Below are 12,263 nucleotides of genomic sequence, written 5' to 3' on the forward strand. Positions count from 1 at the left end.
TTACTCGGCCCTGGCGGGCACCAAAATTTCGCGCTGACCGCTGCCACTCATAGCGCTGACCAAACCGGCTTTTTCCATGTCTTCCACCAGACGGGCTGCACGGTTGTAACCAATCTTGAGGTGGCGCTGAACCAATGAGATGCTGGCCTTGCGGTTCTTCAGCACCACTTCCACAGCTTGGTCGTACATCGGGTCTTTTTCGGCGTTGTCACCCTCGCCCAGCATGCCGCCATCGTCGTCGGTGGTGCCGCCTTCGAGCACACCTTCGATGTAATCGGGCTCACCCTGGCTCTTGAGGTAATTGACCACGCGGTGCACTTCCTCGTCACTCACAAAAGCGCCATGCACCCGGATCGGGAAACCCGTCCCCGAAGGCATGTACAGCATGTCACCCATGCCCAACAGGGCTTCGGCCCCCATTTGGTCCAGAATGGTGCGGCTGTCGATCTTGCTGGAGACTTGGAACGCAATGCGGGTCGGAATGTTGGCCTTGATGAGACCGGTGATCACGTCCACGCTGGGTCGCTGCGTGGCCAAAATCAAATGGATACCCGCCGCACGGGCCTTTTGGGCCAGGCGCGCAATCAACTCTTCGATCTTCTTGCCCACCACCATCATAAGGTCGGCCAACTCGTCGATCACCACCACGATGTGCGGAAGGCGCTTGAGCGGCTCGGGATCGTCAGGCGTGAGGCTGAAGGGGTTGTAGATGAACTCTTCTCGGGCGGTGGCTTCGTCGATTTTCTGGTTGAAGCCCGCCAGATTGCGCACTCCCATCTTGCTCATCAGCTTGTAGCGCTTTTCCATCTCGGCTACGCACCAGTTCAGCCCGTGCGCCGCCTGACGCATGTCGGTCACCACCGGAGCCAACAGGTGCGGAATGCCTTCATAGACCGACATTTCCAGCATCTTGGGATCGATCATCAAGAGGCGCACATCACGCGCTTCTGCCTTGTAGAGCAGCGACAAGATCATGGCATTGATGCCCACCGACTTGCCCGAGCCTGTGGTACCCGCCACCAGCACGTGGGGCATCTTGGCCAGATCGGCCACCACCGGGTTGCCGATGATGTCTTTGCCCAGACCCATGGTCAGCATGGACTTGGCTTCGTGGTAGACCTGCGAGCCCAATATCTCGCTGAGCTTGATCGACTGGCGCTTGGCGTTAGGCAATTCCAGCGCCATGTAATTCTTGCCTGGAATCGTCTCGATCACCCGGATGGACACCAGGCTGAGCGAGCGCGCTAGATCTTTGGCAAGGTTCACCACCTGCGAGCCCTTGACGCCGGTCGCCGGTTCGATCTCATAACGCGTGATCACCGGCCCGGGGGCAGCAGCAACGACACGCACTTCCACACCGAAATCCTTGAGCTTTTTCTCGATGAGACGGCTGGTCATCTCCAGTGTCTCGGGCGAGACCGTTTCTTGCCTTACCGACAAACTGTCAAGTAAGTCCACCTGCGGTAATTGGCTGTCTGGCAACTCATTGAAGAGGGGTTTCTGTCGTTCCTTGACCACGCGTTCGCTGGGCGGCACCGCCATGACTCCTGGCTCGATGACCATGGGTGCTGGCGGCTGAGCCACCAAAGGCAAAGGCTCCAGATCCAACTGCCCATCGGGTGCCAGAACCGGGTCGAGACTCCCATGTGGCTCGATGGCCTGAACAGACAAAGATTTTTCGCGTTCACGCAAGGCCCTTTGACCCAAGGCCAAGTCCTCTTGTATTTCCCGCTTGACCTGTCTGGATTGAACCAAGCCATCAATTCGCGCACCCAACGACTCGGCTAAATCAACCCAGGAGAATCGAAAAACCCAAGACGCCCCCAAGAGCACTAGAGCAATGCCCAACAAGGCTGATCCAGTGAAACCGAGCCAGCGCACACCGGCAGAACCGAGCCAAAAGCCCAGAACACCGCCACTGTGTCCTGGCAAAAATGCCTCAAGGCGATGCAAGCGAGCCCATTCCAAGCTGGCACTCGAGGCCAACAACACCATCAAACCCATCCAAAAGGTCCACCGGCTTTGCCGCCAGTTCATCCAAGACGGCTCTTTTTCAGAAGGCCCTCGCATCCAGCGGGTCAAACCGACAGACCAAACATGAAGTCCCGCAATCCAGCACCACCAAGCCGAAAAACCGATGCTGAAAAATACCAGATCTGCCAACCACGCCCCACCACGGCCGGCCCCATTGCGCAGAACTTGACCGCTGCCCGAAGTGGACCAAGCCGCATCGCCAGGGTGATACGTCCACAAGGCCCAAAACCCCAACAAAAGCAAGGTGCCCCCCAAAAGCAAGCCGATTTCCTGGGCAAAACGAGACCAGAAAGACGGCAAATCTTCAGACTCAGGCGTTCGGGCCAGTGGATTGATCAAGGTATGGAGTGAATAGTTCATGAATTAGCCCTTAAGCTTACCCGATCAAGGCCAGATTCCCGCAAGCACGGCGCGGCTGCAAGTCCCCTGGCCAACCAGACTTTCGCAGCTTCTTACAATCGAAGGTGCTGCGGCAGCCCAGATGCTGCATTTTCCCACTTCTTACCCGCCGATTGCCCAACATGTCTGACTCATCCCAACACGCCCAAGTCCTGATCCTCGGCTCCGGCCCTGCCGGTTACACCGCCGCCGTTTACGCCGCACGCGCCAACCTCAAACCCCTGTTGATCACCGGCATGGCGCAAGGCGGCCAGCTCATGACCACCACCGAAGTGGACAACTGGCCCGCTGACGTGCACGGCGTGCAAGGCCCGGACCTGATGCAACGTTTCCAGGAGCATGCCGAGCGTTTCAACACCCAAATCATTTTTGACCACATCCACACCGTCAAACTTGAGCAGCGCCCCTTCACCCTGATCGGCGACAGCGGCACTTACACCTGCGACAGCCTGATCATCGCCACCGGCGCTTCGGCCAAATACCTGGGCCTGCCGTCAGAGACCGCCTTCATGGGCCGCGGCGTGAGCGGCTGCGCCACCTGCGACGGCTTTTTCTACCGCGACCAGCTGTGCTGCGTGGTGGGCGGCGGCAACACGGCCGTTGAAGAAGCCCTGTACCTCTCCAACATCGCCAGCAAGGTCTATCTGATCCACCGCCGCGACAAGTTCAAGGCCGAACCCATTCTGGTGGACAAGCTGATGGACAAAGTGGCCGCTGGCAAGATCGTGCTGAAAACCTTCCAAACCCTGGAAGAGGTGCTGGGTGACAACACCGGCGTGACCGGCGTGCGCTTGAAAAGCACCAAAGACGGCAGTTTGGAAGACGTGGAACTCAAAGGCTGCTTCATCGCGATTGGCCACTCGCCCAACACCGACATCTTCCAAGGCCAGCTTGAACTGGAAAACGGCTACATCGTGACCCAAAGCGGCTTGAAGGGTTTTGCCACCCAAACCTCGGTGCACGGCGTGTTCGCTGCAGGCGACGTGCAAGACCACGTTTACCGCCAGGCCATCACCAGCGCGGGGACCGGCTGCATGGCAGCATTGGATGCCCAACGCTTCCTGGAACAACACAACGCTTGAACTTACAGCCATTTGGCCATCCGCAAAGCAGGCCAAATGGCGTTTGTGCGCCATCAGCGAACCTCCCCAAAGGCGCTGCGGGTGCCTGCCGGGGTGATGTGGCGAAAGCGAAGCGCCTCTGAACCCCGGCAGGCACCCGCAGCGCCTCACCACCCAAGCTCAAACCACCTTGATTTTTCCACAAAAGACCGTCCAAAGAGTCCAACCCCCCTGGTTTTCTGGCTATAATTCAAGGCTTTGCTGGAACTGCCCGGATTGTCATTCGGGGTCACAGAGACAGCAATCTGGGATACCGCCACCCATCTTGGCGAGGTGAGGCTGGAGCGCCAGGCCCCGTGCAGATCTGCACGAGACCCATCGGCACCGGCTGTTTGAAAAGTATCGGAGTGTCCACATGGCACGCGTTTGCGAAGTAACGGGCAAAGGCCCAATGACGGGAAACAACGTCTCCCACGCCAACAACAAAACCAAGCGCCGGTTCCTGCCGAACCTGCAATACCGTCGTTTCTGGGTTGAAACAGAAAACCGTTGGGTGCGTTTGCGCGTTTCCAGCGCCGCTCTGCGCCTGATCGACAAAAACGGCATCGATGCCGTGCTCGCAGACCTGCGTGCACGCGGTCAAGCCTAAACCCAGAACATCAGGAGTCAACCACCATGGCAACCAAAGGCGGACGCGAAAAAATCAAGCTGGAATCCACAGCAGGCACGGGTCACTTCTACACGACCAGCAAAAACAAGAAAACCATGCCCGAGAAAATGTCGATCATGAAGTTCGACCCCAAAGCTCGCAAGCATGTTGAATACAAGGAAATCAAGCTGAAGTGATTCGGCCTACGCCTTGGAACAAAAAACCCGCTGCGAATACAGCGGGTTTTTTTATGTCTGAATCTTTTTGATTTCAAAAAAAGCAGTCAGGTCCGAAGGCCCTGAATGGGAGTACGACGGCAGGAAAAATCAGGCTGTTTGACGAACTGCGCGCAACTTCACAGAGAAGTCACGCAAGGCAGCAATACCGCTTTCTTCGGCTCGACGACACCAAGCTTGCAAATCAGCGGCCAATTGCTCACGTGAGTGCGAGGTGTTAAGCCAGATCTGACTCAACTCTTCGCGCATGTGCAACATTTTGTCGAGCACAGGGCTGGCAGCACGGGCTTGTTCGAGCTGCGCCTGCGCCGCTGAGGGTACTTTGGCGGCATCGCGGTGCAACCAGCGTTGGGCGGTCTTCAATACATCGGCATCGAGCTTAATTTGGGTGGCTTCCTGCTGCATCACCGCACGCACATTGCGTGCATAACCTGCCATCACTTCGTAGCGATTGGCGATCAGTGCTTCCAGCGTCTTCTCGTCGGCCACAGGACGAATGTCGCCATAAGCCAGACGGGGAGGTGTCTTTTTGACGGTCGCCAGCCCCAGGGTTTCGAGTGTTCGGATGTACAACCAGCCGATGTCGAACTCGTAAGGCTTGACCGACAACTTGGCCGACGTGGGGTAAGTGTGGTGGTTGTTGTGCAACTCTTCGCCACCGATCAGGATGCCCCATGGCGAGATGTTGGTGCTGGCGTCGTGCGCCTCAAAGTTGCGGTAAGCCCCAGTAGTGGGCTGCACCGTTGATGATGCCAGCGGCAGTGGCGGGAATCCAGGCCATTTGAACCGCCCAGACCGTCAGGCCCAAAAAGCCAAAGAGCGCCACGTCAATGATCAGCATCAAGGCCACGCCTTGCCAGGAAAAGCGGGCGTAGAGATTGTGCTCGATCCAGTCGTCGGGCGTGCCGTGACCATAGCGCTGCAGGGTTTCCTTGTTTTTGGACTCCTGGCGGTACAGCTCGGCACCCTTGAACAAAACGGTTTTGATGCCGTGCACATGCGGGCTGTGCGGGTCTTCAGCTTGCTCGCACTTGGCGTGGTGTTTGCGGTGGATAGCGGCCCACTCCTTGGTCACCTGGCCAGTGGTCAGCCACAGCCATAAACGAAAGAAGTGCGAGGGAATGGCGTGCAGGTCCAAAGCGCGGTGCGCCTGGTGACGGTGCAGAAAAATGGTGACGCTGGCTATGGTGATGTGGGTCAGGGCCAAGGTGATCAGCACCATTTGCCACCAGGCCAGATCGAACAGGCCATGGCCCATCCAGTGAATCACCGCATCCCAAAAAGCCCAATCAGGCAAGAACATGAGTCTGTCTTTCTACTGTAGCCCGGATTTCAGGCCATTCATTGATTTTAAGTTTACCGCCGCCAAAAGGACAGCAGTTTCAAAGCATCAGGAATCCATGAGGTCTTAAATGTTTACTTTTTAACCCAAGCTGCTGCAAAAAAACCATCTGTGGCATGGCGGTGAGGCCACAAGCGTAGAAATGTACCGCCAGATTGCTCATTCGTCGACTCATCAACCGAAAGTGCCGGGGAACACAAGCTGGCGGCGGCGGGCACCTTGAGCCGTTCAAGTTCTTGGGCCACATTGAGGGGAACAAAGTCGGGGTTGTCAGCGCTGAAGGCTTGCGCGATCAGCTCGTTTTCTTCGGGCAACATGCTGCAAGTGGCATACACCAAGCGGCCGCCCGACTTGACCATGCGTGAGGCACTTTGCAAGATGGCTTGTTGCTTCTCGGTCAACTCCAGAACAGCTTGGGGCTTTTGCCGCCATTTCAAGTCTGGGTTGCGGCGCAAGGTGCCCAGGCCCGAGCAAGGGGCATCGACCAGCACGCGGTCGATCTTGCCCGCCAGGCGCTTGACGCGGTCATCGCGCTCATGGGCAATGGCCGCCGGGTGCACATTCGACAAGCCGCTGCGTGCCATGCGAGGTTTGAGCGCATCCAGGCGGTGGCCCGACACGTCAAAGGCGTACAAGCGGCCCGTGCTGCGCATGGCCGCGCCCAGCGCCAGCGTCTTGCCACCTGCACCGGCACAAAAGTCCACCACCATCTCGCCCCTGTGGGCGTCCACCAGCAAGGCCAAAAGCTGCGAACCTTCGTCTTGCACTTCGATGGCGCCCCGCGTGAACGCATCGGTTTTTTGCAGGGCAGGCTTGCCTTGCAAGCGCAGACCCCAAGGCGAATACGGCGTGGGTTCGGCGGCAATGCCTGCTTGCGCCAGCTCTTTTTGGATCTCGCTGCGCTTGGCCTGGAAGGTGTTCACGCGCAAGTCCAGCGTGCCCGGTTGCTGCAGGTGTTCGGCCAGCGCCCAGAAGTCGTTGCCCAATTGGGCCTGCAGGGCTTGCGCCATCCACTCGGGCAAATTGTGGCGGTGCGGGGCCATCAGCGCGTCAGCGGGAATCGCATCGCAAGTGGCCAACCACTGCTTTTCGGTGTCATTGAGCGCCGAAGCCAGAAAATCGCGCGGGCCCCAAAACCCCAAAATGGCCAGCTTGCGCTCATTGGCTCCCGAGCCCGAACGGGCCAGTTGCTCATACAACAGCTTTTTGCGCAACACGGCAAAGGCGGTTTCAGCCAAGGTGGCGCGTTCGCGGGGCCCCAGGGCACGGTGTTCACGAAAAAAGCGCGACACGACAGCGTCGGCGGGATGTTCAAATTGGAGGACCAGCCTGACCAAATCGGCGCAGGCGTCTAAAAGGGCTTTGGGATGCATAGAGGTGCATTGTCCCATCCCCAACCCTTGTGACAGACACACATCAGGAAAGACATGTCAGAACCACTGCCACCGATGATCGAAACGCCCAAAGGGCTCTACCAACACTACAAGGGGGGTCAATACCGCGTGCTGGGCACCGTGCGCCACAGCGAAGACTTGCAGCCCATGACGCTTTACCAGGCCCTGTATGGCGAGCAAGGCCTGTGGGTACGCCCCGCCGCCATGTTTGCCGAAGTGGCCGAATTCAACGGCCAGCTTCAACCGCGCTTTGCGCGAATTGGGAATTGAAAAACGCTGCCACGGCCCTTGGGTAAATCAGGTGCTCTTGCGTGAGCACCCGTGCAGCCAGGTCTTCAGCGCTGTCGCCAGGCAGCACCGGCACCACCGCTTGCGCCAGAATGGGGCCGTGGTCCAGATCGGACGTGACCTGGTGCACCGTGGCCCCGGCAAATTGGCAACCAGCATCGATGGCGCGCTGGTGGGTGTGCAGCCCCGGAAAAGCGGGCAACAAGGACGGGTGAATGTTGAGCAAACGCCCGGCGTAATGCGCTACAAAACTTGGCGTGAGGATGCGCATGAAACCCGCCAACACCAGCAAATTTGGGGCAAAACGGTCGATTTCGGCCATCAAGGCGGTGTCGAAGTCTTCGCGGCTGGCAAAGCTCCTGTGGTCCAGCGCCGCTGTGGCGATGCCCTGGTCTTGCGCCCAAGCCAAGCCTTTGGCGTCAGTTTTGTTGCTGATGACTGCGGCCACGCGAACATTCAGGCGCTGCGCCCACTGCGCTTGCCGGGCGGCGCGCACGATGGCCGCCATATTGGAGCCCGCGCCCGAGATCAAAATGACAATATTTTTCATGAGTGCAGGGATTATCCCAGCACACCCCCTGCAAACCCTTGTTTGTCGCTCCAAAGACAGGAACAAGCTTGCGGAGCGTGATAAAAAGCACGGTCGTTTGATTTTGTTTGCACCGCGCAAGCACAAGGCTTTCACCAACGGAGAAATTTTCCCATGGATTTGGCATTCACCCCCGAAGAACTCGCGTTTCGAGACGAAGTTCGTACTTGGGTCAAGGCAAACTTGCCGACCGAGCTTTCGCAAAAAGTGCACAACGCCATGCGCCTGACGCGCTGAGGACATGCAGGCCTGGGCCAAAATTTTGGGCAAAAAGGGCTGGCTCGGTTATGGCTGGCCGCAGCAGTTTGGCGGCCCGGGCTGGACCGCGGTGCAAAAGCACCTGTTTGAAGAAGAGTGCGCTTTGGCCGGTGCTCCCCGTGTGGTGCCTTTTGGCCCCGTGATGGTGGCCCCAGTCATCATGGCCTTTGGCAATGCCGAGCAGCAGCAGCGCTTTTTGCCCGGCATCGCCAGCGGCGAAGTCTGGTGGAGCCAGGGCTACAGCGAGCCGGGTTCCGGCTCGGACCTGGCCTCGCTGAAAACCCGCGCCGAGCGCCAAGGCGACAAATACATCGTGAATGGCCAAAAAACCTGGACCACCCTGGGCCAGTACGGCGAGTGGATTTTCTGCCTGGTGCGCACCAGCACTGAAGGCAAGCCCCAAACCGGCATTTCCTTTTTGTTGATCGATATGAAATCGCCCGGCATCACCGTGCGCCCCATCAAGCTGCTCGATGGCGAATGCGAGGTCAATGAAGTCTGGTTTGACAACGTCGAAGTGCCGGTGGAAAACCTGGTGGGCGAAGAAAACAAGGGCTGGAACTACGCCAAGCACCTGCTGGCCCACGAGCGCACCAACATCGCCGACGTGAACCGCGCCAAGCGCGAGCTCGAGCGCTTGAAGCGCATCGCCAAAGCCGAAGGCGTCTACGACGACCTGCGCTTCCGCGATGAAATCGCCAAGCTCGAAGTCGACATCGTGGCACTCGAAATGTTGGTGTTGCGTGTCTTGTCGGCCGAAAAGTCCGGCAAGAACTCACTCGACATTGCCGGTCTGCTCAAAATCAAGGGCAGCGAAATCCAGCAGCGCTACACCGAGCTGATGATGCAAGCGGCCGGGCCTTTTGCCGTGCCCTGCATCTTTGAAGCCATGGAAGCGGGCTGGCAAGGCAACTTCCCCGGCGGCACCCTGGCCAATGCGCCCCTGGCCGCCAATTACTTCAACATGCGCAAGACCACCATTTATGGCGGCAGCAACGAAGTGCAACGCAACATCGTCGCCCAGACAGTTCTGGGTTAAGGAGACAAGCACATGGATTTCGATTTTTCTGACGACCAAGAACAACTGCGTGACGCGGTGCGCAAATGGGTGGACAAGGGATACGACTTTGACCGCCGCCGCGCCATCGTGGCGGCCGGAGGCTTTGACCGCGCCGCTTACACCGAGCTGGCCGAACTGGGCCTGACGGGCTTGTATGTGAGCGAAGAACACGGCGGTATGGGCATGGGCCCGACCGAAGCCATGGTGGCCATGGAAGAGTTGGGGCGCGGCATCGTGCTCGAACCCCTGACCCAAACCCTGATCGCCAGCGCCACCCTGCAAACCCACGCCCCTGCTGCCCTGCAAGCGGCCTGGCTGCCACGCATGGCGACAGGCGAAGCCATTGTGGTGCTGGCGCATCAAGAGCGCGCTGCGCGCTACCAACTGAGCCGCTGCGCCGCTGTGGCCTCTGAATCGGGTGACGCCTGGACTGTGAGCGGCACCAAGAGCGTGGTGGCCGTGGGCGACCAGGCCGATGCCTTCATCGTTCCCGCCATGGCCAAGGGCGCTTTGGCCTTGTTCTTGGTCGAGCGCACCGCCAGCGGTGTGAGCACCCAGGGTTACCTGACGCAAGACGGCTCACGCGCCGCCGAAGTGGTCTTGAGCCAAGCCTCTGCCCAGCTCATCACCCTGAACGGCCTGTCGGCTCTTAGAGGAAGCGGTGGACATCGGCATCGCCTGCAGCTGCGCCGAAGCCGTGGGCGTGATGGACAAGACCTTGGCCATCACCGTGGACTACATGAACACCCGCAAGCAATTCGGTGTGGCCATTGCCAGCTTTCAGGCCCTGCGCCACCGCGTGGCCGACATGAAGATGCAGCTGGAGCTGGGCCGCTCGATGAGCTACTACGCCAGCCTGAAATTGCACGCCCCGGCCGAAGAACGCCGCCGCGCCATGGCGCGTGCCAAGTACCAGCTCGGCACCTCCATGCGTTTCATCGGCCAGCAGTCGGTGCAGTTGCACGGCGGCATTGCGGTGACGGACGAGTACATCGTGAGCCATTACTTCAAGAAATTGACTCAGTTGGACATGACGTTTGGCGACACATTGCACCAACTGGGCGAAGTGTCGGCCCGCATGCAGGAGACGGCGGGCGTGTTCGCCTGATCCGATCAACGAACCCCGCCAGGCGGGAGGGCGGCGCGGGTCGGGCGATGTGGCAAAGCCAAGCGCCTCTGAGGCCGAAACGCGCCGCCCTTTCGTCTTGCGGCTCAACACCATAATCGTTTGAATGAGCCATGCAAGAACAAGGCCCCGAAAGGGGTTTTTTTGTTTCTCAAAACTTCGTGTTGGCAAATCCGCGAACTACACCGTGGATTGGGCTCGCACCCAGTCACGCATGGCGTCATTCATACGGGTCTGCCAACCCTTGCCGGTGGACCGGAAAGCTTCCAGTACATCGGCATCAAAGCGGATGGTGATGCGTTCTTTGACAACCTCAGCCCTTGGACGCCCTCGTGGCTTGAGCATCGTCTGTGCGGCCTGGGATCCAAACAGCTCGGGCAACACCTCAGATGCAGGGCGGGCTAGGGCAAAGTCTGCATCCGTCCATTCCGGGTTGTCGGAATCAATCAGTTCTGGATTTGGGCGTTTTTGCATATTTCTTGACCTCTCTCGAATTGGCCTTGCGCAGGCTGATGACATGCACCTTGCCTTCGCGCGGCGTGAAGACCATGGCGTGCAAGCGTTCCCCGATGTACCCCAGCACCTGAAATCGCCGCTCTCCATACGCTTTGCGGGTGTCCTCCTCCATCAGCGCAGTGGCCCACTCCATCAGCTCGACGAGCTCAAACGACAAACCACGGTTCGCTATGTTGGAGCCGTTTTTGGCTGGATCGAATCTAATATGTGCCATCTTATTGTATGCACATTAAATGAAGATTGCAAGTTTTTTATACATTCCGAATACCCTTGATGACTCACTCCGCCTCGCGCACCCGCAGAAAAGACGCAAAACGCGGCAGGCCCCAAGGCGTGCGGTCACGGTATCGGTAAGTGACCCAAGCCCCCACGGGCGGAGGGTTGCGGCGCTGGGAATCGCTCAGGCCCGAGCCCAAGGCAAAGCGCTGGCCCGACGGCATTTGCACCAACAAAGCCCCGGTCATGCCCAGCAAACGCCCTTTACCCGGCTGGTGGCCCACCACGAGCCCCTCCTCGTCCTGTTCGGGTTTGAGCTTGAACAGTGCATCGCTGCGGCCGGGCTGCCACAGGGCATCGGCGCGGTGCAGCATCAGCCCCTCGCCGCCTTGGCGCACCGTCTCCTGCAAAAGCGCTTGCAAAGCGCGGGCGTCGTTCACCTCAAGCTGCGCGACCGGCATCAGCCAGGGCTGCTGCGCCTGAGCCAAGGTCGACTGCATAAATGCCACCCGCTGTGCAAACGGTGCGGCGTGGCCTGGCGCGTCAAACACCAGGTACTTCACCGCCCGCCAGGCCTCGACATCGGGCTCGGCTTGCCGCACTGCGCCAGACAGCCGGTCAAACGCCCCACGGGCCATCCACAACTCGCCGTCGAGCGCGACCCGGGGCAGCGCCGACAAAAACCAAACCGGGGCCGCAATCACCCGGCCACTGCGAAAACGCAAGACCTGCCCATCCCAGACGGCCCGAACGCCGTCGAATTTTTCACTCACTGAAAACCCTTGTGGCGAACGCCCTGGGGGCCAGGGCATGGCCAGCTGAACGCCACTCGGCTCCCCAGACGGAACCGGCCCCACGGCCTGGGCCCAAACACTGGGCATCAGCCAAGGCGACAAGAGCAGCGCCGACAAGCTGGCGCGTCGGCACAGGCCTGAAGTGGGTGCCTGAGGCCGGCGCGAAGCGCGGCCCTCGAGTGGGGCCGGGTCGCGGCCTGACAAAAAAGCCAAAGCTGGGGGGGGCATGGTCAGACTCCCTGATGACCCCAAGGCCCAAAGCTGCCTTGAAAGCCAGCCAGGTTGGGGTCTTTTGTTTTCA

Annotated in this window: 10 protein-coding genes and 3 pseudogenes; 6 read left to right on the forward strand and 7 right to left on the reverse strand. The window is 59.3% G+C overall.

Features of this window, described 5'->3' with window-relative positions; all coding sequences use genetic code 11:
- Entirely contained in the window at positions 1-2,394 is a 2,394-nt protein-coding gene (locus HEQ17_RS01455; protein WP_296290924.1) for a DNA translocase FtsK, read from the reverse strand.
- 161 nt (positions 2,395-2,555) lie between these two features.
- Between HEQ17_RS01455 and trxB the strand changes: the two genes are divergently transcribed.
- From trxB to rpmG, 3 genes are all read left to right on the forward strand, one after another.
- Positions 2,556-3,515: a thioredoxin-disulfide reductase gene (trxB, locus tag HEQ17_RS01460; RefSeq protein ID WP_296290925.1), complete on the forward strand. Its 960-nt coding sequence runs from the start codon at positions 2,556-2,558 to the stop codon at positions 3,513-3,515.
- Positions 3,516-3,909: 394 nt separating this feature from the next.
- Complete coding sequence (gene rpmB, locus HEQ17_RS01465; protein ID WP_296290926.1) at positions 3,910-4,143, forward strand: 50S ribosomal protein L28; 234 nt, start codon at positions 3,910-3,912, stop codon at positions 4,141-4,143.
- Between the two features lie 26 nt (positions 4,144-4,169).
- Positions 4,170-4,340 (forward strand): 50S ribosomal protein L33, encoded by a 171-nt coding sequence (gene rpmG, locus HEQ17_RS01470; protein WP_006298735.1) that lies wholly within the window; start codon positions 4,170-4,172, stop codon positions 4,338-4,340.
- Between the two features lie 129 nt (positions 4,341-4,469).
- Here rpmG and HEQ17_RS01475 read toward each other — a convergent pair.
- Positions 4,470-5,682, reverse strand: a pseudogene (locus HEQ17_RS01475) (fatty acid desaturase).
- A gap of 113 nt (positions 5,683-5,795) precedes the next feature.
- Positions 5,796-7,094, reverse strand: a complete 1,299-nt coding sequence (locus HEQ17_RS01480) for an RsmB/NOP family class I SAM-dependent RNA methyltransferase (RefSeq protein ID WP_296290927.1) — start codon at positions 7,092-7,094, stop codon at positions 5,796-5,798.
- Positions 7,095-7,148: 54 nt separating this feature from the next.
- Here HEQ17_RS01480 and HEQ17_RS01485 point away from each other — a divergent pair, with 54 nt between their 5' ends.
- The gene (locus HEQ17_RS01485; RefSeq protein WP_296290928.1) at positions 7,149-7,385 is read left to right on the forward strand and encodes a DUF1653 domain-containing protein; all 237 of its coding nucleotides are present in this window, start codon (positions 7,149-7,151) and stop codon (positions 7,383-7,385) included.
- Here HEQ17_RS01485 and purN read toward each other — a convergent pair.
- Entirely contained in the window at positions 7,342-7,953 is a 612-nt protein-coding gene (purN, locus tag HEQ17_RS01490) for a phosphoribosylglycinamide formyltransferase (RefSeq protein WP_296290929.1), read from the reverse strand. The two genes, HEQ17_RS01485 and purN, sit on opposite strands and share 44 nt — an antisense overlap.
- 153 nt (positions 7,954-8,106) lie before the next feature.
- Here purN and HEQ17_RS01495 point away from each other — a divergent pair.
- Together HEQ17_RS01495 and HEQ17_RS01500 are read left to right on the forward strand one after the other, a co-directional pair.
- Positions 8,107-9,289, forward strand: a pseudogene (locus HEQ17_RS01495) (acyl-CoA dehydrogenase family protein).
- A 12-nt stretch (positions 9,290-9,301) separates the two neighbouring features.
- Positions 9,302-10,418: pseudogene (locus HEQ17_RS01500) on the forward strand (acyl-CoA dehydrogenase family protein).
- A gap of 198 nt (positions 10,419-10,616) precedes the next feature.
- Here HEQ17_RS01500 and HEQ17_RS01505 read toward each other — a convergent pair.
- From HEQ17_RS01505 to HEQ17_RS01515, 3 genes are all read right to left on the reverse strand, one after another.
- Positions 10,617-10,910, reverse strand: coding sequence for a BrnA antitoxin family protein (locus tag HEQ17_RS01505; protein WP_296290930.1), 294 nt, complete (start codon positions 10,908-10,910; stop codon positions 10,617-10,619).
- Entirely contained in the window at positions 10,879-11,166 is a 288-nt protein-coding gene (locus HEQ17_RS01510; protein WP_296290931.1) for a BrnT family toxin, read from the reverse strand. The genes HEQ17_RS01505 and HEQ17_RS01510 overlap by 32 nt, the downstream gene beginning before the upstream one ends.
- A gap of 64 nt (positions 11,167-11,230) precedes the next feature.
- Complete coding sequence (locus tag HEQ17_RS01515; RefSeq protein WP_296290932.1) at positions 11,231-12,190, reverse strand: DNA ligase; 960 nt, start codon at positions 12,188-12,190, stop codon at positions 11,231-11,233.
- Between the last annotated feature and the right edge of the window lie 73 nt (positions 12,191-12,263).

Origin of the sequence: Limnohabitans sp., assembly GCF_023910625.1 — a bacterium.
Lineage (GTDB): Bacteria > Pseudomonadota > Gammaproteobacteria > Burkholderiales > Burkholderiaceae_C > Limnohabitans_A.

Excerpts from the sequence above, each read along its gene's own strand:
- HEQ17_RS01505 (WP_296290930.1), bottom strand. The coding sequence starts at position 10,910 with ATGCAAAAACGCCCAAATCCAGAACTGATTGATTCCGACAACCCGGAA.
- rpmB (WP_296290926.1), top strand. The coding sequence starts at position 3,910 with ATGGCACGCGTTTGCGAAGTAACGGGCAAAGGCCCAATGACGGGAAAC.
- purN (WP_296290929.1), bottom strand. The coding sequence starts at position 7,953 with ATGAAAAATATTGTCATTTTGATCTCGGGCGCGGGCTCCAATATGGCG.
- HEQ17_RS01455 (WP_296290924.1), bottom strand. The coding sequence starts at position 2,394 with ATGAACTATTCACTCCATACCTTGATCAATCCACTGGCCCGAACGCCT.
- HEQ17_RS01515 (WP_296290932.1), bottom strand. The coding sequence starts at position 12,190 with ATGCCCCCCCCAGCTTTGGCTTTTTTGTCAGGCCGCGACCCGGCCCCA.
- HEQ17_RS01480 (WP_296290927.1), bottom strand. The coding sequence starts at position 7,094 with ATGCATCCCAAAGCCCTTTTAGACGCCTGCGCCGATTTGGTCAGGCTG.
- trxB (WP_296290925.1), top strand. The coding sequence starts at position 2,556 with ATGTCTGACTCATCCCAACACGCCCAAGTCCTGATCCTCGGCTCCGGC.
- HEQ17_RS01485 (WP_296290928.1), top strand. The coding sequence starts at position 7,149 with ATGTCAGAACCACTGCCACCGATGATCGAAACGCCCAAAGGGCTCTAC.
- HEQ17_RS01510 (WP_296290931.1), bottom strand. The coding sequence starts at position 11,166 with ATGGCACATATTAGATTCGATCCAGCCAAAAACGGCTCCAACATAGCG.
- rpmG (WP_006298735.1), top strand. The coding sequence starts at position 4,170 with ATGGCAACCAAAGGCGGACGCGAAAAAATCAAGCTGGAATCCACAGCA.